Annotated in this window: 18 protein-coding genes; 6 read left to right on the top strand and 12 right to left on the bottom strand. The window is 67.8% G+C overall.

Going from position 1 to position 25,940, the window contains the following annotated elements; all coding sequences use genetic code 11:
- Positions 1–2 precede the first annotated feature (2 nt).
- Both BIX52_RS14920 and araD read right to left on the bottom strand, forming a co-directional pair.
- Positions 3–731 carry a ribonuclease activity regulator RraA gene (locus BIX52_RS14920; protein ID WP_075221903.1) on the bottom strand — a complete coding sequence of 243 codons (729 nt, stop codon included), beginning with the start codon at positions 729–731 and terminating at the stop codon, positions 3–5.
- A 40-nt stretch (positions 732–771) separates the two neighbouring features.
- Positions 772–2,538, bottom strand: a complete 1,767-nt coding sequence (gene araD / locus BIX52_RS14915; protein ID WP_075221902.1) for an L-arabinonate dehydratase — start codon at positions 2,536–2,538, stop codon at positions 772–774.
- 338 nt (positions 2,539–2,876) lie between these two features.
- Between araD and BIX52_RS14910 the strand changes: the two genes are divergently transcribed.
- The 3 genes from BIX52_RS14910 to BIX52_RS14900 all read left to right on the top strand — a co-directional run bounded on the left by BIX52_RS14910 (position 2,877) and on the right by BIX52_RS14900 (position 5,280).
- Positions 2,877–3,599, top strand: a complete 723-nt coding sequence (locus BIX52_RS14910; protein WP_208990508.1) for a GntR family transcriptional regulator — start codon at positions 2,877–2,879, stop codon at positions 3,597–3,599.
- Positions 3,600–3,738: 139 nt separating this feature from the next.
- Positions 3,739–4,830 (top strand): alkene reductase, encoded by a 1,092-nt coding sequence (locus tag BIX52_RS14905; RefSeq protein ID WP_075221901.1) that lies wholly within the window; start codon positions 3,739–3,741, stop codon positions 4,828–4,830.
- A 21-nt stretch (positions 4,831–4,851) separates the two neighbouring features.
- Positions 4,852–5,280 (top strand): OsmC family protein, encoded by a 429-nt coding sequence (locus BIX52_RS14900; protein ID WP_075221900.1) that lies wholly within the window; start codon positions 4,852–4,854, stop codon positions 5,278–5,280.
- 82 nt (positions 5,281–5,362) lie between these two features.
- Here BIX52_RS14900 and BIX52_RS14895 read toward each other — a convergent pair whose 3' ends face one another.
- From BIX52_RS14895 to BIX52_RS14875, 5 genes are all read right to left on the bottom strand, one after another.
- Complete coding sequence (locus tag BIX52_RS14895) at positions 5,363–5,923, bottom strand: type 1 glutamine amidotransferase domain-containing protein (RefSeq protein ID WP_075221899.1); 561 nt, start codon at positions 5,921–5,923, stop codon at positions 5,363–5,365.
- A gap of 216 nt (positions 5,924–6,139) precedes the next feature.
- Complete coding sequence (locus BIX52_RS14890; protein WP_075221898.1) at positions 6,140–7,048, bottom strand: transglutaminase family protein; 909 nt, start codon at positions 7,046–7,048, stop codon at positions 6,140–6,142.
- A gap of 10 nt (positions 7,049–7,058) precedes the next feature.
- Positions 7,059–9,467: a circularly permuted type 2 ATP-grasp protein gene (locus BIX52_RS14885; RefSeq protein ID WP_075221897.1), complete on the bottom strand. Its 2,409-nt coding sequence runs from the start codon at positions 9,465–9,467 to the stop codon at positions 7,059–7,061.
- Positions 9,468–9,470: 3 nt separating this feature from the next.
- Complete coding sequence (locus tag BIX52_RS14880; RefSeq protein WP_075221896.1) at positions 9,471–12,812, bottom strand: transglutaminase family protein; 3,342 nt, start codon at positions 12,810–12,812, stop codon at positions 9,471–9,473.
- Between the two features lie 227 nt (positions 12,813–13,039).
- Entirely contained in the window at positions 13,040–13,606 is a 567-nt protein-coding gene (locus BIX52_RS14875; protein WP_075221895.1) for an NADPH-dependent FMN reductase, read from the bottom strand.
- A gap of 82 nt (positions 13,607–13,688) precedes the next feature.
- On the opposite strand from BIX52_RS14875, the gene BIX52_RS14870 reads away from it, so the two are divergent.
- Entirely contained in the window at positions 13,689–14,114 is a 426-nt protein-coding gene (locus tag BIX52_RS14870; protein ID WP_075221894.1) for a winged helix-turn-helix transcriptional regulator, read from the top strand.
- Between the two features lie 178 nt (positions 14,115–14,292).
- On the opposite strand, the gene mdoH is transcribed toward BIX52_RS14870, so the two are convergent.
- The 5 genes from mdoH to BIX52_RS14845 form a co-directional block, all read right to left on the bottom strand.
- The gene (gene mdoH / locus BIX52_RS14865) at positions 14,293–16,398 is read right to left on the bottom strand and encodes a glucans biosynthesis glucosyltransferase MdoH (protein ID WP_157956237.1); all 2,106 of its coding nucleotides are present in this window, start codon (positions 16,396–16,398) and stop codon (positions 14,293–14,295) included.
- Between the two features lie 5 nt (positions 16,399–16,403).
- Positions 16,404–17,972 carry an OpgD/OpgG family glucan biosynthesis protein gene (locus tag BIX52_RS14860; RefSeq protein ID WP_075221892.1) on the bottom strand — a complete coding sequence of 523 codons (1,569 nt, stop codon included), beginning with the start codon at positions 17,970–17,972 and terminating at the stop codon, positions 16,404–16,406.
- Between the two features lie 105 nt (positions 17,973–18,077).
- Positions 18,078–18,494 carry a (deoxy)nucleoside triphosphate pyrophosphohydrolase gene (locus BIX52_RS14855; protein WP_075221891.1) on the bottom strand — a complete coding sequence of 139 codons (417 nt, stop codon included), beginning with the start codon at positions 18,492–18,494 and terminating at the stop codon, positions 18,078–18,080.
- The gene (gene argJ, locus BIX52_RS14850) at positions 18,494–19,714 is read right to left on the bottom strand and encodes a bifunctional glutamate N-acetyltransferase/amino-acid acetyltransferase ArgJ (RefSeq protein WP_075221890.1); all 1,221 of its coding nucleotides are present in this window, start codon (positions 19,712–19,714) and stop codon (positions 18,494–18,496) included. Before argJ ends, BIX52_RS14855 begins: the two co-directional genes overlap by 1 nt.
- A 169-nt stretch (positions 19,715–19,883) precedes the next feature.
- Positions 19,884–20,786 (bottom strand): peptidylprolyl isomerase, encoded by a 903-nt coding sequence (locus BIX52_RS14845; RefSeq protein ID WP_075221889.1) that lies wholly within the window; start codon positions 20,784–20,786, stop codon positions 19,884–19,886.
- Between the two features lie 156 nt (positions 20,787–20,942).
- Here BIX52_RS14845 and secA point away from each other — a divergent pair, with 156 nt between their 5' ends.
- Positions 20,943–23,762 (top strand): preprotein translocase subunit SecA, encoded by a 2,820-nt coding sequence (gene secA, locus BIX52_RS14840; protein ID WP_075221888.1) that lies wholly within the window; start codon positions 20,943–20,945, stop codon positions 23,760–23,762.
- A gap of 600 nt (positions 23,763–24,362) precedes the next feature.
- Complete coding sequence (locus BIX52_RS14835) at positions 24,363–25,589, top strand: adenylate/guanylate cyclase domain-containing protein (RefSeq protein ID WP_108676508.1); 1,227 nt, start codon at positions 24,363–24,365, stop codon at positions 25,587–25,589.
- Positions 25,590–25,940: the final 351 nt, after the last annotated feature.

The following is a 25,940-nucleotide window of genomic DNA, read 5'->3' as shown; positions in this document are numbered from 1 at the left end:
CATCAGCGCCCGTTCGCCGCGCGCCAGGCCTTGAACCTGTCGAGGTTCTCCTCCTTGGTCGCGGGGTAGAGGCCGACGATCGTCTCACCTTCGCGCACCTTCTCGATGGCGAAGTCCTCGTAGGCGGTCATCTCGGTCGCCTCCGCGGCCACCTCGTCGGCGATCGCGGCGGGGATGATGATCACCGAATCGTCGTCCCCCACGACGATGTCGCCCGGAAAGACCGGCGCGTCGCCGCAGCCGATCGGCCCGTTGATCTCGATCGCCTCGTTCAGCGTCAGATTCGTCGGCGAGGAGGGGCGGTTGTGGTAGGCGTGAATGGCGAGCTCGCCGATGTTCATCGCATCGCGGAAGCCGCCGTCCGTCACCACGCCTTCCACGCCGCGCATCATCAGCCGGGTGATCAGGATGTCGCCGGCCGAGGCCGCGTTGGCGCTCTTGCGCGAGTCCATCACCAGCACCGCACCCGCCGGGCAGATCTCGATGGCCTTCCTCTGCGGGTGCTCCGGATTGCGGAACTCCACCAACTGGTTGCGATCCTCGCGCGCGGGCATGTAGCGCAGCGTGAAGGCCGGCCCCACCATGTTGCGCCCCTTGGCCTTCACCGGCCGCACATCCTGGATCACCTGCCCCCTCAGCCCGCGCTTGTAGAGCGCCGTCGCCAGGGTCGCCACGGACACATGGCGCAGTGCCTCGATGCTTTCAGGCTTTACGGGGGTCGCGTCGGTCATGTCAGCCTCGTCGAAGTGGGGCGCCCGGGGAGGGGGGCGGTCAGTGGATCGCGGGCTCGGGCACCTTCGGCCCGGCCTCGGTCAAAAGGAAGTCGAAGTCGCAGCCGTCGTTGGCCTGCATGATGTGTTTGGAGAACATCACCCCGTAGCCACGCCCATAGCGCGGCTCCGGCGCCACCCAGGCTGCCTTGCGCCGCGCCAACTCCTCGTCGCTCACCCGCATGTTCAGGCTGCGGTTCGGCACGTCGAGGTCGATGATGTCGCCGTTCTGCAGCAGCGCCAGAGGCCCGCCGACGAAGGATTCGGGCGCGACATGAAGGATGCACGCGCCGTAGGAGGTGCCGGACATGCGGGCGTCGGACAGGCGCACCATGTCGCGGTGGCCCTTCTTCAGGAGCGCCTTGGGCATCGGGATCATGCCCCACTCGGGCATCCCCGGGCCGCCCTGGGGACCGGCGTTGCGCAGGACCAGCACCGTGTCCGGCGTCATCGGGTGATCCTCGTCGTTGATGATCGCCTTCAGATCGTCGTAGCTGTCCGCCACCAGCGCAGGCCCGGAGTGGACGAGATAGTCGGGGTTGCAGGCGGCCGGCTTGATCACCGCCCCGTCTGGCGCCAGGTTGCCGCGCAGCACCGCGAGCGAGCCCTCGTGATAGACCGGGTTGGACAGCGGGCGGATCACGTCGTCGTTGAACACGCGCGCGGTCTCGAACCCTTCGGCCAGCGTTTGACCGGAGACGGTGAGGGCGCCACCGTCCAGCTTCTCGGCGAGGTTCTTCATCAGCGCGCGCAGGCCGCCGGCGTAGAAGAAGTCCTCCATCAGGTAGCCCTTGCCGGCGGGCCGCACGTTGGCGATCACCGGCGTGGTGCGGCCGATGGCGTCCAGATCGTCGAGCCCCAGCGGGATCCCCGCGCGCCGCGCCATGGCGATGACGTGGATGATCGCGTTGGTGGAACAGCCGGTCGCCATCGCCACCGTCACCGCGTTCTTGACCGAGGCTTCGGTGATGATCTCGTCCGGCGTCAGGTCCTCCCACACCATCTCGACGATGCGCCGACCGCAGGCCGCGGACATGCGCTGATGGTTGGAATCGGCCGCCGGGATGGACGATGCGCCGGGCAGCGTCAGCCCCAGCGCCTCGGCGATGGCGGTCATGGTGGAGGCGGTGCCCATCGTCATGCAGTGGCCGTAGGAGCGGGCGATGCCGCCTTCCACGCCCTGCCATTCCTCGGACGAGATGGTGCCCGCGCGCCGCTCGTCCCAGAACTTCCACGCATCTGTGCCGGAGCCGAGGGCCTGGCCGGCATAGTTGCCGCGCAGCATCGGCCCGGCAGGGAGGAAGACGAAGGGGAGCCCCATCGACACGGCGCCCATGACGAGGCCGGGGGTGGTCTTGTCGCAGCCGCCCATCAGCACCGCGCCGTCGACCGGGTGGGAGCGGAGCAGCTCCTCCACCTCCATCGCCAGCATGTTGCGGTAGAGCATGGTGGTCGGCTTGACGAAATTCTCGGCGAGCGAGAGGGCCGGGATCTCGATCGGCATGCCGCCGGCCTGGTGGATGCCGCGCTTCACCCACTCCACCCGGTCCTTGAAATGGGCATGGCAGGGCTGGATGTCGGACCAGGTGTTGAGGATGGCGATCACCGGCCGCCCCGCCCAGTCCTCCGGCGCATAGCCCATCTGCATCATGCGCGAGCGGTGGCCGAAGGAGCGCAGATCGTCCGGCGCCATCCACCGGGCGGAGCGCAACTCCTCGTAGGTCTTACGGCTTTTGGTCCGCGCGGCGGGTGTGCTGGGCTTGGTCATAAGCGTATGGTCGCCGACGCCGATCGGGACCGGCCGAACCGCCCCGAAAGCGCTCCTCCCGCGCTCGCACCCGTGCCGGCCGGCCGATCGTTCGCTGAGGCGCCGCGTGATCCGCAGGCGTTCGGCAGACCGGACACGTCAGGTGCGTACACCGGAGCGGCGTCCTCTCCCCATTGTTATCTTTATGGGATCCCAGGGATTTCCGGAGATCACTCCTGCGGTTGATATATTAATCTGTTGCCATGTGCAAGCTTCTGGGGTGGTATGAAAGCATAACCTTTGTGGGCGACAACCAGGAGTCGCCAGGCCCCCCACGGCCGGGCGGGAGGAGTCGCGACGTGACGCGAATTGAACAACGCTTCGGTGCCGCGCGCGCCATCGCCGCCGGTCCGCACGGAACGGCGGCGGGGCGCATCTACGAGGATCTGCGCCTGCGCATCATCACCGTGGAGATCGCGCCGGACACTGTGCTCTCGCGCGCCAGCCTTGCCAAGGACTATGGCGTGAGCCAGACCCCCGTGCGCGAGGCGCTGCAGCGGCTGGAGCAGGACGGCCTGGTCGAAACCTTCCCGCAGTCCCGCACCGTCGTCACCCGGATCGACGCGGACGCCCTCATCGAATCCCACTTCCTGCGGCGCGCCGTGGAGACCGAGGTCGTGCGCCAGCTCGCCATCCGCCACACCGACGAGACCTTGAGCGAGCTCGAGGCCTTCATCGCCATGCAGGAGACGCTGATCGAGAACCCGGCCCAGGTGACGATGTTCTACGATCTCGACGAGAACTTCCACCGCGCCCTGTTCGCCGGGATCGGCTATGTGGGCCTTCACAACATGATCCGCTCGCGCTCCGGCCATCTGGACCGCGCGCGCCGGCTCGACATGCCCCGCCGCGCGAAGATGCGCGAGATCGTCGATGGTCACATCGCCATTCTCGAGGCGGTCCGGCGCGGTGACCCGGACGCTGCCGAGGTTGCCATGCGCGATCACCTGTCCGGCACGCTGAAGCGCATCTCCCATCTGCGCGAGGCGAACCCGGACGTTTTCGAGCAGGGCGGCGGCTGAGCGGCATACCGCTGCGTCGCAAAATCATCCCGCACCTTTGCGCGGACGCACGGTTTTCCGACTCCTCCCGCGGCGTCCGGCTCGCAATCGGCCGGCCGCGCGCCTAGGTGCACAGCCATAGAGAAGTGAAGGCCCTGCGATGACCGAGACGCTGTTTACCCCCGGTGCCCTTGGCGCCCTGAAGATCAAGAACCGTGTGCTGATGGCGCCGCTGACCCGCAACCGCGCCCGGCGCGACGGCGACGTCCCCTTCGCGATGCACGCCAAATATTATGCGCAGCGCGCGTCCGCCGGGCTCATCATCTCGGAAGGCACGCAGATCTCCCCCGTCGGCAAGGGCTATATCGACACGCCCGGCATCTATTCGGCCGACCAGATCGCCGGGTGGCGCCAGGTGACGGACGCCGTCCACGAGGCGGGCGGCCTGATCGTGGCGCAGCTCTGGCACGTCGGGCGCGTCAGCCACGTGTCGCTGCAGCCGGGCGGTGCGGCGCCGGTCGGCCCGTCCGCCATCCGCGCCGACGCGAAGACCTTCATCGACGGCGGCTTCGCGGAGACGTCGGCGCCGCGCGCCCTCTCGGTCGACGAGATCGGCGAGATCCGCGGCCAATATGCCGCCGCCGCCCGCAACGCCATGGAGGCCGGCTTCGATGGGGTGGAGCTGCACGCGGCCAACGGCTACCTCGTCGACCAGTTCATTCGCGACGGGTCCAACCAGCGCGACGACGACTATGGCGGCACACTCCAAAAGCGCCTGCGCTTCTTGCGGGAGGTGCTGGAGTCGATCACCGGCGCCATGGACGCCGACCGTGTCGGTGTGCGCCTCGCCCCCTTCTCCAACGGCAACGGCATCTCCGACAGCGACCCGATGACGACCTTCTCAGCCGCGATCGAGGCGATGAACCCGTTCGGCCTCGCCTACCTTCACATGATCGAAGGGCAGATCCGCACCACCGAGGAGGCCGGGCGCGCCGAGGTGGCCGAACTCCGCACCCACTTCGACGGCGGCTACGTCGCCAACAACGGCTACACGCGGCAAATGGCCATCGACGTGGTGGCGAGCGGGCGCGCGGATGCCGTGGCGTTCGGGCGCGATTTCATCGCCAATCCGGACCTGCCGAAGCGATTGGAGTTGAACGCTCCGTTGAATGAGCAGGATCGTGACACATTCTACGGGGGAGACGAGCGCGGCTACACGGACTACCCGTTCTTGGCCTCCGCGCCGGCTTGACGAGACAACGAGGGATATACCATGCGACGCACGGCATCTGCGGTTTGGAAGGGCAAGCTTCCCGCGGGCAGCGGCACCGTCTCCACCGAGACGAACACGCTGAACAACACGCCCTATTCGTTCCAGACCCGCTTCGAGAACGAGAAGACCGGCACTAACCCAGAGGAGCTTCTCGGCGCAGCGCACGCGGGCTGCTTCTCCATGGCGTTCGCCTTCGCCCTGCAGCAGGCCGAGTTTGATCCGCAAGAGATCAGCACCCGCGCCGAGGTGGAGGTGGTGAACGTCCCGGAGGGCTTCGAGATCCCCACCGTGTCGCTCTTCGTCGAGGCGACCGTTCCGGGCATCTCGGAAGAGAAGTTCCAGGAGATCGCCACCTACGCCAAGGAGAACTGCCCGCTCTCCAAGGTGCTGAAGGCCGAAATTTCGATGGAAGCCACGCTGAAAAGCTGACCCCGGCGCGATAACGCTCCACGCAAAAAGGCCCGCCGGATCACTCCGGCGGGCCGACGTTTTTTGCGGGTGGGGAAGGCGGTCAGGCGGCGATGCGCTCGTGACGGCCTTCCTCGACCTCCTCGATGATCTTGGCGCAGAAGGCGTCGAGATCGCCCGGATTGCGCGACGTGATCAGCGCCTGGTCGCAGACGACGGACTTGTCGTACCAGTTGGCGCCGGCGTTGACGAGGTCGGTCTTGATCGAGTGGTAGGACGTCATGTCCCGGCCCTTCACCACGTCGGCTTCCACCAGCACCCACGGCCCGTGGCAGATGGCGGCGACCGTCTTGCCGGTGTTGAAGAAGGCGCGCACGAAATCGACCGCCTTGGCATCGGTGCGCAGAACGTCCGGGTTGATCTGCCCGCCCGGAAGAACCAGCGCGTCGAAGTCGGACGGGGACACCTGATCGACCGTGGTGTCGACGGTGACGCTCTCGCCCCAGTCGGTCTTGTCCCAGCTCTTGATCTCGCCGGGCTTCAGGGAAACCACCGTCACCTTGGCGCCGGCTTCGGTAAGCTGGCGGCGCGGCTCGAACAGCTCGGACTTCTCGAACCCATCGGTGGCGAGGATGGCGATACGGGCCTCATGAATGTTCGGCATGGTGTACTCCTTTACGTGCAGAGGCCGGCCGGAGCCGGCGACCGCGTGTCAGGCAGCACCGCATGGCGGTGCCGCGTCCGGGGAGATAACGCTGTTCACCCCGCACCGGGTTTCGCTTGGGGGCGGCCGGTGGGCCGGAATGTCGCAGCGGCGGGTCTCGCGGCCATGGGGAGACGGGGGAGGGGTCGACGGAAGCCGGGAGGCCAGAGCAGGTGCTCAGGCGGCGGGGTCCGGTCGGGCGGTCTCGCTGGTGACGGGCACCACGTCGACCGCGTGGTGGCTCCAGTGGTTGCCGGAAGTGCGCATCACGCCGCGCACGGGGGCAACGTCCGAATAATCGCGCCCGCGGCCGATGACGATGTGATCGGCCCCCGCCAGAACGGCGTTGGTGGGGTCGTAATCCACCCAGCCGACATCGGGGCCGCACCAGGCGCAGACCCAGGCATGCATCGCGTCCGCCCCGGCAAGGCGCGGCTGGCCCGGCGGCGGGTCCGTGCGCAGGCAGCCGGACACGTAACCCGCCGGAATGCCGATGCCCCGCAGCGCCGCAATCATGATGTGCGAGAAATCCTGGCAGACGCCGCGGCGGGCCTTGAAGGCCTCCATCATCGGCGTCTCCACCGTCGTCGCGCCCGGCTGATAGGTCCAATCCCGGTTGATCGCCTTGCCGATCGCCTCCACCGCCTCCAGCACGCTGCGCGCGTCCTTGGTGTGCGTGCGTCCATACTCCGACATTTCGCCGACGATGGGGACGCGCCGCGACGCGCCGACGAAATGGTGCGGCGATCCGGGATCCAGACGGCGGTAGGCGGCGATGTCCTCGGCAAGCCGCGCCACGGAGGGCGACATGTCGAGCCGACGCCCGCGCTCGTAGCGGTGGACGCGCGAGGTGACGGTGAAGGTGATGTCCCGGTGCGCCTCGTGAAAGGCGACCTCGACGGCGTTGTTGCGGAAGAAGTCGCTGCGGGTGGTGCGCTCGTTCGGCGTTGGCGTGACGGCGAGGCTGCCGGCGACGAGGCGCTGCTCGCCGATGAGGTCCGCCGGCATCAGTCGCACGATGTTGCGGCTGGCGCTCGCCGCGTTGTCGAACCGGTAGGTGACGGTGAGGGACACATCGTACTGCATGGCGGCGACCTTACCGGAAATAGGCATCGGCCAGGAGGTCGGAGATGGCTGACAGGTCGCCTTCCAGCCGCACCAGCGCCGAGGAATCGAAGCGCTCGGGTGTCTGCACCGCAACGTCGGTCCGGGTCTGCAACGCGGCGCGCTGCAGCGGGGAGAGCTGGCGATGCGTCTCGCCCCCCGGCAGCGTGCCGAGGTGAGACCAGATCTCGTTGAGCTGGTAGATGACCGAGCGCGGGTTGAGCGGGTCGAGGGCGAGGAGGTCCACCACCGTCGCCCGGTTGGTGGCGACGGCGTAGCGGCGGCGGTGGCTCATCTCGCTGTCCGCCACCTCGACGGCGAGGTCGAGCGCGCCGTCGGGCGCGTCCTCGTCGGCGAACTGGGCGAGGAGGCCGGTGAGCGACATCGCCCGCTCCAGCGAACGGCCGATCGACATGAAGCGCCAGCCGATGAAGCGGTACATGTTGTCGTGCACCAGCCCGGTGAAGCCGGACAGGCTGCGCAGGATCAGCGACAGGGCGCGCGCCGTGTCATCGCCGAATGAGGGCCGCGCATTGAGGCGGTGGACGGTCTTGGCGAGCTCGTCCAGCGCCGCCCACCCGTCGACCGAGAAACGGTCGCGCACGTTGGACGCGGCGCGGGCGGCAGACTCCAGCGTCTCGCGCACGCCGGCGGGGATCGGCTGGTGCGGGTCGCTGCCGAGCCAGGTGAGATATTCGGCCGATCGGCGCAGCAGCGGCGTGTCCTCGGCGATCGATTCGGCGACGCGCACATGGTGGGCGCGCAGGAGCCGCACGCGATATTCGGCGCGCTCCACATAACGGCCCAGCCAGTAGAGGCTATCGGCCGCGCGGCTCGGCAGCATGGACTGCTGTTGGCGCAGATAGGGGCCGGACGCGGGGAACAGCATCGACTCCGCCGGCACCTCGGACTTGGAGACGACCCACACGTCAGCCGCCGAGCCGCCGTTCTGCATCGTCAACGTCACCGCGTCGCCCGCGGGGCCGATGCGCGCGAAGCCGCCGGGCATGATCGTCCACCCCTCGCGCGTGCGGGCGAGGAAGACGCGCAGGCTCATCGGCCGCGGGACCAGCTTGCCGTCCGCGTCGAGCGCCGGGGTGGTGGACAGCGTCACCGTCTCCTGCGCCACCAGTTGCTCGGCGTTCCGGTCGATCCACTTGGAGAGGGCGAGGCGTGCGGCGGGGTCGGTCGCGGGCGGGGCGGACACGTCGTCGAAGTCGAACAGAAGCCGCGTGGCGTAGGCGTTGCCGATCGTCATGCGGTGGGCGTTGGCCTTCACGTAGTCACGCTCCTCGGCCTGGCCACACCACCATGTGGCGATGTTGGGGATGCTGAGCGGCTCGCCCAGCAGCTCCTCGGCCAGACGCGGCATGAAGGCGAGCAGCGCCCGCGTCTCCAGAACGCCGGACCCCAGCGCGTTGACCAGCGTCACCCCGCCGGAGCGCACCGCGCCCAGCATGCCGGGGGTGCCGATCGCGGACGTCTCCTCCAGCTCCAAGGGGTCCGCCCAGATGGAATCGAGCCGCCGCCACAGGACGCTGACCGGCTGCAGCCCGGCGACGGTGCGCACCATCAGCCGCCCGTCCACCACAGTCAGATCGTCGCCTTCCAAGAGCATGAAGCCGAGATAGCGGGCGATGTAGGCGTGTTCGAAATAGGTGTCGTTCAGCGGCCCCGGCGTCAGGATGCCGACGCGCGACAGCTCCGAGTCGCGCAGGTTGATCAGCGCGTCGCGGAAGCCGCGGAAGAAGCCGGCCAGGCGGTGGACGTTGGCGCGCGCGAAGTGGTCCTTGTAGACGCGCGTGGTGGCGATGCGGTTCTCCAGCGCGAAGCCGGCGCCCGACGGGGCCTGCGTGCGGTCGCCCAGCACCCACCACTGACCCTGCGGCCCGCGCCCGATGTCGAACGCCACGAAGTGCAGATAATGCCCGCCGCGCGGCACGACGCCCGAGAGCGGCCGCAGCCATTCCGGATTCTGCGCCAGCATCGCCGGCGGCAGATGGCCCCGCTCCACAAGGCGGTTGGGGCCGTAGATGTCGGCGATGATCTTTTCCAGAAGCTCGGCCCGCTGGATCAGCCCTTCGCCGATCGCGTTCCACTCGTCCTCGTCGATGATGACGGGGACGTGGGACAGCGGCCAGTCCCGCTCGGACGTGTCCGGCGTGCCGTACTGGCGATAGTAGACGCCGGCATCGCGCAGATATTGGTCGCCGCGCATCTGGCGGGCACGGAATTCGTCCTCGCTCATCCCGGCGACGGCTTCGATGAAGCCGCGCCAGGCCGGGCGGATGGATCCATCCGCCTCGAGCAGCTCGTCCGGCACCGCGGTCGACGTCTCGTAGCTGGAGAGAAGACGCGCGACCGCGTCTTCGGCGTCCTCGTCGGAGCCGGTCAACGCCATCGGCTAGTAGCCGTACGAACGACGCAGATCGAGGGTCAGAGGATACTCCGCATTGGGGATTTCAGGGGCGGGTGCGTAGAGCCCCGGAGTATGTCCGCGCGGCTCGAAGCGCGCAAGGCGGCGCGACTCGGCCTCGTAGCCGTTCACCGGGAAGGTCTCGTGCGCCCGGCCACCCGGATGCGACACGTGATAGGTGCAGCCGCCGATCGCCTTGCCGGTCCAGGTGTCGAAGATGTCGAAGGTGAGCGGCGTGTCCACCGGGGTAACGGGGTGGAGCGCCATCGGCGGCTGCCACGCCTTGAAGCGCACCCCGCCGACGGAAACACCGTTCATCTTGGTCTTCGTCAGCGGCACCGGACGGCGGTTGCAGGCGACGACGTACCGTTCCGGGTCCGCCGCCGTCAGCTTCACCTGCACGCGCTCGGTGGACGAATCGGTATAGCGCACCGTGCCGCCGATCGCGCCGACCTCGCCCAGGACGTGCCACGGCTCCAGCGCCTGGCGCACCTCCAGGTGGACGTTGTCGATCTCCGTCTCGCCGCAGAAGGGGAAGCGGAATTCGGCCTGTGCCTCGTACCATTCGGGCCGCATCTCGAACCCGTGCTCGCGTAGGTCGTCCAGCACCTCCATGAAGTCCTCCCAGATGAAGTGGGGGAGCATGAAGCGGTCGTGCAGGCTGGTGCCCCAGCGGGTGAGCTTTCCGCGGGCCGGGTTCTGCCAGAACCGGGCGATCAGCGCGCGCAGCAGCAACTGCTGGGCGAGCGACATGCGCGCGTCGGGCGGCATCTCGAAACCGCGGAACTCGATGAGGCCGAGCCGCCCGGTGGGGCCGTCGGGCGAATAGAGCTTGTCGATGCAGATTTCCGAGCGGTGGGTGTTGCCGGTGACGTCCACCAGGATGTTGCGCAGGAGACGGTCGGTCAGCCACGGCAGCGGCGGGTGGCCGCCTTCGCCGGGCGCCGGCATCTGCGCCAGCGCCACTTCCAGCTCGTAAAGGTGGTCGGCGCGGTTCTCGTCGACGCGCGGCGCCTGGCTCGTCGGGCCGATGAAGAGGCCGGAGAAGAGGTAGCTGAGCGACGGGTGGCGCTGCCAATGCAGGATCAGCGAGCGCAACACGTCCGGCCGGCGCAGGAAGGGCGAGTCTAGCGTCGTCGCGCCGCCGACCACCACGTGGTTGCCGCCGCCGGTGCCGGTGTGGCGCCCGTCCACCATGAATTTGTCGGCGCCGAGCCGCGATTTGCGGGCGGCGTCATAGACACCCTCGGTGATCGCCACGCAGTCGGCCCATGAATGGGCGGGCTGGATGTTCACCTCGATCACGCCCGGATCCGGCGCGACGCGGATCACGTTCAGCCGCGGGTCCGTCGGCGGCGCATAACCCTCGATGTGGACCGGGAGCTTGGACTCCTTCGCCGCATGCTCGATGGCGGCGAGAAGCTCCAGATAATCCTCCACCCGCTCCACCGGCGGGATGAAGACGCAGAGCCGCCCGTCCCGCACCTCCACCGAGAGGGCGGTGCGCACATAGCCGTCGATCTCCGGCCCCACCGCCTGCTGTACGACCGGCTGCACCGGCGTCGCGGCGGTGAACTTGGCGCGCGGCTGGCCCTCCATCTCCGCCTCCATGGCGGAGGGGTCGCGATAGTCGGGCAGATCGTCCAGCGGCAGCGTGGGATCCTGGATGTTGATGTAGGGATATTGGGCCGGCGACAGGTAGGGCAGCGAGGTCAGCGGCAGGCGGTAGCCGAGCGAGGAATCGCCCGGCACGAGGTAGAGGAAGCCGCGCCGGGTGCGCCACCGCTCCGACATCCACCGCCCCGCGAAGGACCGGCTCTGCCAGCGCTGCACCGGAAGGACGAAGCCGGTGGGCGTCGTCAGCCCGCGGTCGAACACCTTGGCGATGCGCGCGCGCGCCTCCGCGTCGTCCAGCTTGGAGTTGGCGGGGGTGACGTTGTCCGGAAGGTTCGCCTCCCGCAGCAGCCATTCGGCCGGATCCTCGTAGGCCGGGACGACGAACGTCTCATCGATGCCGAGCGTGTCCGCGATGGTGCCGAGCAGCGTCTTGGCGTCCTCGGTCTTCACCCCCGTGTCGGCGCCTTCGCGGGCGATCAGGTTGGGGTCGTCCCACAAGGGCACACCGTCGCGGCGCCAGTAAAGCGAGAAGGTCCAGCGCGGCAGAGTCTCGCCCGGATACCACTTGCCCTGGCCGTAGTGCAGGAAGCCGCCGGGGGCGAACGTGTCGCGCAGGCGGCGGATGAGGTCGTCGGCCCGGTCGCGCTTGTGCGGCCCCACGGCGTCGGAATTCCACTCGTCGGACTCGTAGTCGTCGATCGACACGAAGGTCGGCTCGCCGCCCATGGTGAGGCGCACGTCCCCTGCGTCGAGCGCCGCATCGACCTTCTGCCCGACGCGGTTCAGCGCCTCCCACGATTCGTCGCTGAACGGCTTGGTGATGCGCGGATGCTCGGCGACGCGGAACACCTTCATGTCGAAGGCGAAGTCCACCTCGGCCTTGGTCGCCATGCCGGTGATCGGCGCGGCGTTCTTGTAATGCGGCGTGGCGGCAAGCGGGATGTGGCTCTCGCCCGTCAAAAGGCCGGACGTCGGGTCGAGGCCGACCCAGCCCGCGCCCGGAATATAGGCCTCGCACCAGGCGTGCAGGTCGGTGAAGTCGACGTCGGTGCCGGACGGTCCATCCAGCGCCTCGAGGTCGGGCTTGAGCTGGATGAGGTAGCCCGAGCAGAACCGCGCCGCGATGCCGAGATGGCGCAGCGCCTGGACCAGCAGCCACGAGGAGTCGCGGCACGAGCCCTTGCCGGTCTCGAACGTCTCTTCCGGCGTCTGAACGCCTGGTTCCATGCGGATGACGTAGCTCACCTCGTTGGCGATGCGCTGGTTCAGCATCACCAGGAAGTCGACGATGCGCATCTCCGCGTTGCGGTCGATCGTCGAGAGGAACTTCGTCAGGTGCGGCCCGGCCGGCTCGGCGGCCAGGTAGATGGACAGATCGTCCTTGATGTCGGGGCTGTAGGTGAAGGGATAGTGCTCGGCACTCTCCTCGACGAAGAAGTCGAACGGGTTGTAGACCGACATGTCGGCCACGACGTCGACTTCGATCTTGAACTCACGCACCGGCTCGGGAAACACAAGCCGCGCCATCCAGTTGCCGTAAGGGTCCTGCTGGTGGTTGATGAAATGATTGGCCGGCGAAATCTTCAGCGAATGCGAGATGACGCGGGTTCGCGAATGGGGTGCTGGACGCAGCCTGACGATCTGCGGGCCGAGTGTCACCGGCCGGTCGTACTTGTAGTGGGTCAGGTGGTAGATGGCAGCCTTGATCGACATTGTCTCTCGCGTCTTCGCTGGTGAAGCGACACTTGGTCTTTCACAGTTCGCTCAGACGCACAAACTATGCCGGAAACGCTGCCTGTTGAGAGGGGCACGCAACATTAAATCGGCCCGCAGGGGATTTTTCCCGCCCTGGTCGCGGAGATAGGGGGGCTGCCGAGGTTCACGAGTGGCCGGGGGGGGGGGGGGGGGGGGGGAGGGGGCCCGCCGCGTCCGCCGCCACCTCAGGCGGCCACGGGCGTCTTCACATCGACCCGGTCGAGGAAGGCGGCGAACCGTTCCACGAAGGTCGTGAGGAAGGCCTTGGTCGTCTCGTCGGTGACGGTGAAGTCGTCGTCGATCAGGCCTGGCTTAGTCTGGAAGTAGACCTCCGGCTGGCCCATCACCAGCATGTCGAGCACCGTGCAGATGTAGCGCAGATGCGACTGCGCGACCGCCGTGCCGATCGCGCCCGGCGTCGTCCCCATGACGGCGGCCGGTTTGCCCACCCACGCGTTCTGTCCGTAAGGCTTGGATGCCCAGGACAGCGCGTTCACGAGGATCGGCGGCAGCGAGCGGTTGAACTCAGGGGTGACGAAGAGAACGGCCTCGGCCGCGGCGATCTTCTCCTTGAAGACGGTGACCGCCTCGGGCGTGTCCGCCCACAGGTCGTCGTTGTACATCGGCAGGCCGCTGATATCGACGAAGTCGAATGCGAGGCGCCCTTGGGCGAGCTTCTCGACGGCGCGGGCGAGCTTGAGGTTGATCGAGCCCGTGCGGGCGCTCCCAACGATGACGGTGACGGTTTTCATCGGAAACTCCGGTATCGCAAAGTGACTGCCCCGTGAGTTATAGGGATGGGCGACCACCACAAGACGGCACTTTGAGGTAACCATGGTGAAATCGAAGGAACCCGCCTACGAGTTCAGGGGCCAATGTTGCCGTCCCGTGAAGGAGCTCCTCTCGCGGATCGGCGGAAAATGGACCGTTCTGGTCGTCACGCGCCTCGCCGACGGGCCGCGCCGCTTCTCCGACCTGAAACGCGAAATCGACGACATCAGCCAGAAGATGCTGACTGCCACGCTGCGGGATCTGGAGCGCGACGGGTTCGTTCGGCGGACCGTGACCCCGTCCATCCCGCCGCGCGTGGACTACGAGTTGACCGAACTCGGGACCGATCTTTTGACGCCGCTGGAGGCGCTCGGCGCGTGGGCTGTGCGCAACCAGTTCCGGGTGGACGAGGCGCGCGCCCGGTTCGAGGGCGGCACCGCCGGAGCGCGCACCAGCGGCACCGACGAGGAGAGCCGCGCGGGGCTGTGAGCCCGGCGCCGACGCATCGCCGCGGCCGTGCCGGGTTGAGCCGCTGCAGCGAGGGCATCCCCCCTCGCGTTCCACCCGCCGCATACCTTCGGACGAATGGCTCCCGCATACAAAAACGGCGCCCGATGAGGGCGCCGTTTGCATTCGGACCGGTGGAGCGTTTGGGGGGCGGCGGCGGTCAGGCCGCCGACGCCTCCATGTTGCGCCGGCCCTTGCCCAGCTTCAGCGCCGAGCCGAGAAGGCCGAGGTCTGAGATGAGCGCCATCCGCTCCTGCGGGGCGAGCCAGCTCGCCAGCTCCTCCAAGGTCTGCGCCTCGCCCACCTTCGCCTGGGTCAGCGCCCGCGTCGGGTCGAAGTGGCCGCGGCCGCGCTGCTCCGGCTCCAGCGCGCCGAGGTGCGCGTCGCACAGGGTCGGGTCCTCCGCCAGCGTGATCAGCGCGTCCGAGGGGAGGGCCTCCGGGAAGGCGTCAGCCTCGCGCTGGGCCATCAGCAGCACCTCGGGAGGCGCCGATTCCTGCGGCGTCACCATGGCGTTCATCCGGCGCATGCGGCGGCCGAGCGTGAAGGAGCCGCACAGCTTGGAGATCGGCGCCGCCAGGATCAGCGCGAACAGCGTCGGCGACATCCACGCCGCCAGGGTAGGCGAGTGGGCGAGCGCGATCAGCGCCAGCGCCACGCCGCACGCGATGTGGACGCTGTGGAACATGAACGCCGCACGCCAGCAGATGCTCTGACCCTGACGCGCCTGCGGCAACCAGCCGACCGCACGGCCGAGCAGGATGGAGAGCACGATCCCCGTCTGCGCGATCATCATGATCGGCGCGATGAGGGTCGAGATCAGAAGCTCTAGGAAGGAGGAGCCGACGACGCCGAGCGGACCACCGCAGCCCTTGCGCAGCCGCGCATCGAACAGCGCCTGCACCATGGCGATGACCTTGGGCAGCAGGAGGACGCCGAGCGAGATGATGAAGAGGGTCACCATCCGCTCGGTGTCGAACGCCGGCCAGGTCGGGAACAGCGAAAAGCTGGTCGGGAAATATTCAGGGCGGATCAGCGTCGCCTGCACCGACAGGGCGACGCCGGTGAGGAGCATCAACAGCCAGACCGGGCTCATCACGTAGGCGAGGATGCCGATGACGAAGTGCAGCCGCGAGCAGGTCGCAAAGCCATTCGCGCCGACGAGGCGGGCATGCTGCAGGTTGCCCTGCGCCCACCTGCGGTCGCGCTTGATGACACCGAAGAGGTCCGTCGGCGCGCCCTCGTAGGAGCCGGTGATGTCCGGACGCATGGTCACGGTCCACCCGGCGCGGCGGATGAGCGCCGCCTCGACGAAATCGTGGCTGAGGATCGTCCCGCCGAACGGAGGCTTGCCCGGAAGGTCCGGCAGGCCCGCCGCGGAGGCGAAGGCCGCCACGCGGATGATCGCGTTGTGTCCCCAATAGTTGCCGTCCTCGCCCTGCCAGGCGGCGATGCCCTTGGAGACGACCGGGCCGGTGACCGTGTTGGCGAACTGCTGGGCGCGGGCATAAGGCGTCGTCGCGCCGATCAGCGACGGGCTCGTCTGGATGATGCCGGCGCGCGGGTCCGCGATCATCGCCGCGCGCAGGCGGGCGAGGGAGTCGCCGGTAATCAGGCTGTCGGCGTCGAGCATGATCATGTGCTCGTAACGCCCGCCCCAACGGCGCACGAAATCGGCCACGTTGCCGGCCTTGCGGTGCGTGTTGTCGCGGCGGCGGCGGTACCACACCTTCGTCGGCCCGCACTTGGCGCGCAGGATCGACAGCGCCCGCTCCTCGGCGATCCAGGTCTCCGCGTTCGTCGTATCGGAGACGATGAAGACTTCGAACCGGGTGCGAAGGCGCTCCGGCAGGTCGGTCACCATGGCCGCCAGCGCCGAGAAGACCTCGCGCGGATCCTCGTTGTAGACGGGCATGACGATCGCCGTCAGGCCACCGTCGGCGTAGATGTCCTCCGACTTGCCGCGCGGGGCGAAGAGGCTCGCCAGCGCGTTGGCGGCGGAAAAGCCGATCCAAGCGAAGGCGACCGCGAAGACTGCGAGCAGCCCCCACTCGAGGAAGGCCATGCCGCCGACCTTGGCGACCGCATACATCTCGCTCACGCCGAACGCGGCGAGGCCGAGTGTGACGATGATGAGCGTCGCCCGCGCCGCCATCGTAGACAGGCGCGGACGCTGAAAGTCGTGGGCCGGAAGGCCGCGCGTCTTGAAAGATTGCTCCGGCATCGCCAGCGGCGCCGGCGGCGGAGTAGCGGTCAGTCTCTGCATTGAGCCTAGCGTGTCCATCGGTAAAGCCATCGCTCGCCTGGGGGTCCACTTTCCGGCACGAGCGCCAACCTCATCTCGCTGAGATCGGCGTCATCCGGGTCAAACTCGAAAGTTACGCGCAGGATATCCCGAGTCGGGAGAGGATATTGCGTGAGATTCGATGTCGACCCGGCGGACACGGCGAGATCCACGCCAAGGTTCTCGATCGAAGACCCCCGCAAGAGGTAATCTACGACTATAAGGTATCTATCGTCGGAAAGGTTCCGGCCGATACGGGTATTGATGACCTGGGGGCCGGGCGCGGCGACCTGCGGGAGGCTCTCCCAATGGATCCTGTAGGCCAGGTCAAAGGGGCGGCCGCGCTCGGGCTGGACTGCCGGTTGCCAGTAGGCGACGATGTTGTCGTTCCACTCTCTCGTCGTCGGGATCTCAAATAGGACAACCGAGCCCTTTCCCCAAGACCCTCGAGGCTCCACCCATGCAGAAGTTCTCAGCTCGAAGCGAGCTTCCGCATCCTCGTAGTCGGTGAAATTGCGCTTGCGTTGAACGAGCCCGAAACCTTGCGGGTTCTCGTCGACGAAGGCTGAGACCTCCAGCCGGCTCGGATTGTCGAGCGGCCGCCACAGCCACTCCCCGTTGCCCCGCAAAATGGACAGGCCGTCCGAGTCGTGCACCGCGTCGCGGTAGTCGTTGTACTCGTTCCGGTTGATGTCCGAGAAGAGGAACATCGACGAGAAGGGCGCAAAACCGATAGTGCGGATGGTGCGGCGCGGAAACAGCGTCAGCTCGACGTCGGTATAGGTGGCGTCGCCCGGCGCGAGGGTGAACTTGTAGAGCCCGGTCGTCGACGGCGAATCGAGCAGCGCAAAGACGGTGATGGCCGCGGCATCGTCCGGCGCCTCGACGATCCAGAAGGCGCGGAAGACGGGGAACTCTTCGCCGGTCGGAACGCCGGTGTCGATGGCGAGGCCGCGGGCGGCGAGGCCGTAGGTTTCCCCCCGGCCGACCGCGCGGAAGTAGCTCGCCCCCTGGAAGCTGGCGAATTCGCGCAGCGCCCCGTCGTCGGCCACGCCGGACTGGAGGTTGAAGCCGGAGAAGGGGAGATCACCCGAAGGAAAGCCGTCCTTCGCGGCGTCACCCACCACGTAGCTATCGGCCTTGTAGACCACCTTCTGCGCGCTCTCCCCGCGCACAACCCAGAGCTCGACCGGCTGATTGTAGACGAAGCCGGGCAGCAACGCCTCGAAGGCGAAGCGGTTGTCCGGCGCGATCGGCTGCGGCCAGGCGGGACCCGGCTGGATCTGACGATAGGTGGAGAAGTCCATGCTCGTGAGTGAGCCCGGAACCTCGCCGCGGCGGTCTTCGTAGTCCCGCTGCGACAGGGCTTCGGCCAGTTCGCGCAGGCGGGCGACGGAGAAGGGCACGGTCTCGCCGTAGAGGGCGGGATCGGTGCTGATCTCTTCACGGGAGCGTGCGAGTGCCTGCGAGACGAAACGAGGTAAAGCACCGGCAGCGCCAGCCCAAGCCCACACGGCGGCGGCGCCGGTGACGAAGAGTCGCCGGTCAATCCTCATCAACACTCTCCTTACCCCCTGTCATTGCAGGGGGAATGTGCCGCCTTTGTGGCACCGCCAGACTCGTCCTTAACCGAACACCAAAAAGGCCCGAAGGGTTGCGCCTTAAGGTGCAGATTGTGCTCTGAATTTGGCCTGAAGGCTCTCCACCAAAGGCACGTCCGCGGCCGGCATCTCCAGCGTGGACAGGGCATCGGGCGTAACGAACCTCAGGTCCGCCACTTCGATCGGCCGCGGCACGCCGCGCCAGCGGCGCACGACGTAGAGCGGCATCATCAGGTGGAAGTCGTCGTAGGTGTGGCTGGCGAAGGTCAGCGGCTCCAGCGCCTCGGGGGCGACGGTGACGCCGATTTCCTCGTCGAGCTCGCGGCAGAGTGCCGCTTCGGGTGTTTCGCCCGGGTCGATCTTGCCGCCGGGAAATTCCCACAGACCGGCGAGGGATTTGCCCTCCGGCCGCTGGGTGACGAGGATCTGGCCCGCCTCGTCGATCAAGGCGGCCGCAACCACCAGGACGATGCGCATCAGCTGCGATAGTCCCCGTTGATGGCGACGTACTCCTTGGTGAGGTCGCACGTCCACACCGTATCGCGCCCGGTGCCGAGGCCGAGGTCCACGCGGATGGCGATCTCAGGCTGTTTCATCACCGCGGAGGCGGCGGCCTCGGAATAATCGGGGTCGCGCTCACCGTCGACGGCGACGCGGACGTCGCCGAAATAGATCGCCAGGCGGTCGCGGTCAGCCGGCTCGCCGGCTTTGCCCACGGCCATGACGATGCGGCCCCAGTTGGCGTCCTCGCCGGCGATGGCGGTCTTCACCAGCGGCGAATCGGCGATCGACTTGGCGATCTTAAAGGCGGACCGGTCGCTCTCGGCCCCGTCCACGGTGACGGCGACGAACTTGGTGCAGCCTTCGCCGTCCTTGGTCACCCAGTGGGCGAGGGCGAGCATCAGATCGTCCAGCGCGGCGGCGAAGGCGGCCGCATCGTCGGACCCGGCGGCGACGGTGATGCCCGACGCGCCGGTGGCGAAGGCGAGCACGGTGTCGGAGGTCGACGTGTCGCTGTCGATCGTCACCTTGTTGAAGCTCTTCGCAGCGCCCGCGGAGAGGAAGCCCTGAAGGTCGGCCGCACCGATGGCGGCGTCGGTCGCGATGAAGGACAGCATCGTCGCCATGTCGGGGGCGATCATGCCGGCGCCCTTGGCGATGCCGGTGATCGTCACCGTGCCGCCGGTGAGCGAAACGGTGCGGCTTTCGGCCTTGGGAAAGGTGTCCGTGGTCATGATGGCGCGGGCCGCGTCCGCCCAGCCTTCAGGGGCGAGGCGGGCGGCGGCATCGTCCATCACGCCGCCGAACCGTTCGGCGGGCAACGGCTCGCCGATGACGCCGGTGGAGGCGAGGAAGACGTCCTCCGGCGCGATGCCCAGCGCCTTGGCGGCAAGGTCGGCCGACAGCGCGGTGGAGGCGCGGCCCTTCTTGCCGGTGAAGGCGTTCGCGTTGCCGGAATTGACCAGAAGCGCCCGCGCCGTGCCGCGCGGCAACTGCGTGCGGCACCACTCCACCGGCGCCGAAGGGCAGCGCGACGTGGTGAAGACACCGGCGACCGTGGTGCCTTCGTCGAACGCCATCAACAGGACGTCGGTGCGGTTCTTGTACTTGATCCCCGCGGCGGCCGTGGCGATTCGGACCCCGGCGACCATCGGCGGCTCGGCTAGGGTTGCAGGCGCAAAGGGGGAAGGGGTCATCGGTCTCGGTCTCGGCAGCTCACGCACACGCGCCATACGCCAATTCCGTGGAATCTTAAAGCGGTGATCGTATGCCGCGATGCATGTCCTGCCCGGCGCCCGCGTCATGAGGACCGCCGGCCGAGACGGGCAGGCGCCGCCTTCGCGGGGCCTGCCCTGTCCGCCCGCCTTATTGCGGCGCGGGAACCGGGGCGTTCGGGTCGACCGGCGGGGCCGGGACGGCGTTCGTCTCGGCCGGGGTGGTCGCCGGGTTCGGCAGCGGCACACCGCCCGCGGTCTCGATGTCGGCGTCGGCCTTCAGCGCCTCCACGGCGGAGACGTAGGCGTCACGGACCAGAAGCTGCTGGATCTGCCCGGCGACCTGCTCCAGCGGCGGAACCGGCACCTCGCTCTTTTCGTCGAGCTTGATGATATGCCAGCCGAACTGCGACTGGACCGGCTCCTCGGTGATCTCGCCGACCTCGAGCGCGAAGGCCGCGTCCTCGAACGGCTTGACCATGCGGCCGCGGGTGAAGTTGCCGAGCGAGCCGCCGCGTGCGGCCGACCCCGGATCCTTCGAGTGCTCCTCGGCCAGCTTGGCGAAATCGGCGCCGTCATTGAGCTGGGCGATGAGGTCCTTCGCCTCTTCCTCGGTCTCGACCAGGATGTGGCTCGCCGAAAGCTGCTCCTTCGGCAGCTTGGCCACCTCCTCGTCATAACGGCTTTTCACCGCCTCTTCGGTGATGGTGCCGGCGACGACGCCGGTCATGTAACCTTCCTGCAGCGCCTGCATGCGCTGGAAGGCCATGCGGCGCTGAAAATCGGGGTCCTGGTCGAGACCCTCCTTCTCGGCCGCATCGGCCATCAGCGCCATGTCGATCAGCAGCGAAAGAATCATTTCGTCGCGCTGGTCGGCGGGCATGCGCTGCACCGCGTCGCCCAGTGCGGCGCGCGCATAGGTCACGTCACCGGCGGTAATCTCGTCGCCGTTGACGGTCGCAAGGACCTGATCCGCGGCCGGATTGTTTTGGGCGAAAGCGGCGGAAACGAGGAAGGCCGAGGCGGCCATCGCACTCAGCGTGCGCTTTATCATGGGGGATGTCCTTCGGTGTGGGGCCGGCCTCTCGTTTGACATGGCCCAGCCCCAAACATATGTCGGATCGCGCGCGGCAGACATTCTCATTGCCGCCTATCGCGCCGGTTCATATCGTGGCCGACGCCGCTCCGCATAGAGGTAAGGACATCCTGGATGCTCGGCACCCTGACCAAACGCATCTTCGGCTCGGCGAACGACCGCCGCGTCAAGGGCTACCGCAGCCGAGTGGATGCGATCAATGCCGCCGAGCCAGAGTTCGAGCGGCTGACCGACGCACAGCTCAAAGCGAAGACCGACGAACTCAAGGCCCAGCTCGCCGCCGGCAAGAGCCTGGACGATATTCTCGTCCCCGCCTTCGCCACTGTCCGCGAGGCCGCCAAACGGGTCATCGGCCAGCGACATTATGACGTTCAGCTCATCGGCGGCATGGTTCTTCACGAGAACTCGATCGCCGAAATGAAGACTGGCGAAGGCAAGACCCTCGTCGCCACGCTCGCCGTCTATCTCAACGCGCTCGCCGCCAAGGGCGTCCACGTCGTCACCGTGAACGACTACCTCGCCACCCGCGACGCGGAGTGGATGGGCCGCATCTACCGCTTCCTCGGCATGTCGACGGGCATCATCGTCCACGGCAAGTCCGACGCCGAGCGCAAGGCCGCTTACGAGGCGGACATCACCTACGGCACCAACAACGAATTCGGCTTCGATTATCTGCGCGACAATCTGAAGTACGACATCCGCCAGATGGTGCAGCGCCCGCACTTCTACGCCATCGTCGACGAGGTGGACTCCATCCTCATCGACGAGGCGCGCACGCCGCTCATCATCTCCGGCCCGCTGGAAGACCGTTCCGAGTTCTACAACACCATCGACACGTTCATCCCCGGCCTCACGCCCGAGGATTTCGAAGTCGACGAGAAGACGAAGTCCGCCCACTTCACCGAGGCCGGCAACGAGAAGCTGGAAGGCATCCTCGCCGACGCCAAGCTCCTGAAGGGCGACTCGCTCTACGACGCGCAGAACGTCTCTGTGGTGCACCACCTGCAGCAGGCTTTGCGCGCCCACAAGCTCTTCCAGCGCGACCGCGACTACATCGTCAAGAACGGTGAGGTCATCATCATCGACGAGTTCACCGGCCGCATGATGCCGGGCCGCCGCTACGGCGAAGGCCTGCACCAGGCCCTGGAGGCGAAGGAAAAGCAGCCGATCCAGCCGGAGAACCAGACGGTCGCGTCGATCACCTTCCAGAACTATTTCCGGATGTACGAGAAACTCGCCGGCATGACCGGCACCGCCGACACCGAGGCGGAAGAGTTCATGGACATCTACAAGCTCGACGTCGTCTCCATCCCGACCAACCTGCCGATCCAGCGCAAGGACGAGGACGACCAGGTCTACCGGACGCAGGAAGAGAAATATAAGGCCGTCGTCGAGGAGATCCGCGCCGCCCACGCCAAGGGCCAGCCGATCCTCGTCGGGACGACGTCGATCGAAAAGTCCGAGCTTCTGGCCGACCGTCTGAAGAAAGAAGGCTTCAAGCAGCGCGACGTGACCGCAGCCGACGCCGCCGTGAAGATCGGCGTCGACCAGGGCGGCAAGCCCACCTTCCAGGTGCTGAACGCCCGCTTCCACGAGCAGGAGGCGAAGATCATCTCCCAGGCCGGTGTGCCGGGGGCGATCACCATCGCCACCAACATGGCCGGCCGCGGTACCGACATTCAGCTCGGCGGTAATGCCGACATGCTGATCGAAGAAGAGCTCGGCCTGCTTCCCGAGGGCGAGGAGCCGACCCCCGAGCGCGCCGCCAAGGAGGCGGAGATCCGCGCCACCGTCGCCAGCGCGAAGCAGAAGGCGCTCGACGCGGGCGGCCTGTTCGTCCTCGCCACCGAGCGTCACGAATCGCGCCGCATCGACAATCAGTTGCGCGGCCGCTCCGGCCGTCAGGGCGACCCCGGCCGCTCGCGCTTCTACCTGTCCCTCCAGGACGACCTGATGCGCATCTTCGGGTCCGAGCGCATGGACGGCATGCTCACGCGCCTCGGCCTCGAGGAAGGCGAGGCGATCGTCCACCCCTGGATCAACCGCGCCCTGGAAAAGGCGCAGCAGAAGGTCGAGGCCCGCAACTTCGACGCGCGCAAGAACGTCCTCAAATACGACGACGTGATGAATGACCAGCGCAAGGTCATCTTCGAGCAGCGCCGCGAGCTGATGCAGGACGAAGAGGTTCGCGAGACCATCAACGGCATGCGCCACGAGGTGATCGACGCGATCGTCGCCAAGCACATCCCCGAGAAGGCCTATCCCGAGCAGTGGGACACCGAGGGGCTGCACAACGAGGTGCGGCAGATCTTCGGCATCGAGCTGCCGGTGAAGGAGTGGGCCAACGAGGAGGGGATCGCCGACGAGGAGATCCGCGAGCGCCTGAAGACCGCCGCCGACGAGGCCGCCGCCAAGAAGGTCGCCAAATACGGCACCGAGATGTGGCGCCAGGTCGAAAAGTCGGTCCTGCTGCAGACGCTGGACCACCTCTGGCGCGAGCATATCGCCCATCTCGACCACCTGCGCTCGGTGATCGGCTTCCGCGGCTACGCCCAGCGTGATCCGCTGAACGAGTACAAGACCGAGGCCTTCTCGCTGTTCGAGGCGCTTCTGGTCGAGCTGCGGACCGTCGTCACCGGCCAGCTGATGCACATCGAGATCCAGATGCGCGACGGCCCGCCGCCGATGACCCCGCCCGAGGATCCGTCCGAGCTGGAGACGCACCACATCGACCCCCTGACCGGCGACGATGATGCGGCGACTTCCTACGACTACGGGTCAGACGGGAGCGTGGCCGAGGCCCGTGCGGCGCGCCGTACCGCGCCCGATCGCGTGGCCGAGGATCCGTCGACATGGGGCAAGGTCTCACGCAACGAACCCTGCCCCTGCGGCTCCGGGAAGAAGTTCAAGCACTGTCACGGCCGCGTGGCCTGACGGTCCCGGCCGCGTCCCAGCCTGTAAATTCCGCTCAAGCTGATCGAGCTTGAGCGGACGGAAATGCTCATGACTTCAGAGGCGGCGCTCTTTCCGCTTTGGTCGAACAGCCCAGGCGAACGGAGCGCTCGGCCGGCATCGACCCGCCTCGCTCGGCGCGGACCGGGTGCGCCTTCCGCGGCGAAGGCGGTGTTGAAGCTCGGCCCGGCCGCACGCCTGGTGTGAGGCGCCCGACGCGCGCCTGCGGAGGCCGTCTCCGCTCCGGCATCGCGGCACCGAAGCGACACGCCGCACCAATCTTTGCGCGCGAACGACCCTCGGCGCACGATTGACGTTGCCAGCCGTACCATCCCTATCGTCTAATCATCCCTCGGCTTAATTGAACCAGGTGGCTTTCCCCGCGCTCCCACGGCAGCACCGTGCCGCAGGGCGGACCCCTGATCAGAGCCCAGAGCGCGCCGGCTCTGCCGAGGGGCGCCGATCCGCATCACGGCAACGCGGGCGGACGGCTCTCGCGGGCGAAGCGCTGCTGGGCGAAGGGTGGATGAGCGTGGCACGGCCGCAGATCACGGCATTCGTGGACTTGCCGGAGAGACACCGGTGGATGTGATGGAGCGCACCGGCCGCGGCGCGGTCGACGGCCTCGCCCTCGCGCGCACCCTCACCGCCGTCGCCCTCAAAGCCACGAACGGCGAAGAGCTCCTCGCCGCCTTCGGTCGCGCGCTCAACGACGCCGGGGTTCCCGTGTCGCGCGTCTCGGTCGCCTGGCGCGCCCTTCATCCGCTGATCTACGCCAAGTTCATCAACTGGCGCGACGACGGCGCCCTCGCCGGCGGGGAGATGACCCACGAGGCCGCCGCCCATCGCGACGGCGCGCACAGCGTGCTGCGCCACGTGGTGGAGAATGAGCTGACCTTCTACCGGGCGGACTTGCGGCCCCCCGCCCAGCCTTTCGATCTCCTCCGTGAGCTGCGCGGCGAGGGGCACACGGATTATGTCGCCTCGATCGCGAAATTCGGCGGTGCGCATATCGACCACGGCGTCATGCGGGGCGTCTTCTTCAGCTTCTGCACCCGCGCGCCGGACGGGTTCGACGACGCCGCCATCGACGCCGTGCTGAACCTCTTGCCGACGCTCGCCCTCGGCTTCCGCTCCATCATCGAGATGGCGATGGGCGAGGCGCTGGCGGCCACCTATCTCGGCCCTCTCGCCGCCGAGCGGGTGCTGGGCGGGGCCATCCGGCGCGGCGATGCGGAGGTGATCCCCGCCGCCATCTGGTACAGCGACATGCGCGCCTTCACCCCTCTCGCCGAGGAGGTGCCTCTGGACGAGACCATCGGCTTCCTCAACGAGGTGTTCGAGGCGACCGCGGGCGCCGTGGGCGATGCGGGCGGCCAGGTGCTCGACTTCATCGGTGACGCGGTCCTCGGGATCTTCCCGATCCAGGACGACGGACTGCGCCGCGCCCTCGGCGCACTCGACGACAGCTTGCAGCGCCTCACCGCGCTGCGCTCGCGCGTCCTGTCCGGCGATGCCCCTCCGGCGATGAAAGCCACCGCGCGCGAAGGCCTCGTCGGCATTGCCCTCGCGGTGGGCGACGTGCGCTTCGGCAACATCGGGACGCCCCGCCGTCTGTCCTTCTCCGTCATCGGCCCCACGGTGAACATGGTCGCCCGCATCGAGGCGCTGACGAAGATGCTGCGCGAGCCGGTCCTCGTCTCCGCCCCCGTGGCCGACCTCGCGCCCGATCGCTTCGTCCTGCGCGGCGCCTTCAACCTCGAGGGCGTGCGCGATCGCCGCGCCCTCTATGGTCTCGCCAAACGCTGACACGGCGGCGGGCGGCACCGCCGCAGGCTCGGGTCTCTCCAAGGAACAGCGGCGTCCGTCCCTCGGATCCGCCCTCGCCGCGTGGCCCTGCACCGGACGAGAGCAGGGTGCAAGGGCCGCTTGTGTTTTGCTGTTGACGGGCCCCGCCGTCAGTATGGGGCCGCGGCCGGCGGCGACAACCGCCGGCCGCGGGAGGGGACGGATCGAAGGGACGCAGGCCCCCGTGAGACCGGATGGGAGGCCGGAGCGAAGTGTGATCGCCCCTCTCTTCTCCTCGAAGCCTGGACGGATACCGGGGCCACCGAGCCCGCATCCACAAGCATAGGAGCGAAGAGTGACCCAGAATAAACT

Origin of the sequence: Acuticoccus yangtzensis (assembly GCF_001927245.1) — a bacterium.
GTDB classification, from domain to species: domain Bacteria; phylum Pseudomonadota; class Alphaproteobacteria; order Rhizobiales; family Amorphaceae; genus Acuticoccus; species Acuticoccus yangtzensis.
The sequence above is the reverse complement of the archived record's forward strand: the minus strand, read 5'-3'. Positions and strand labels throughout refer to the sequence as shown.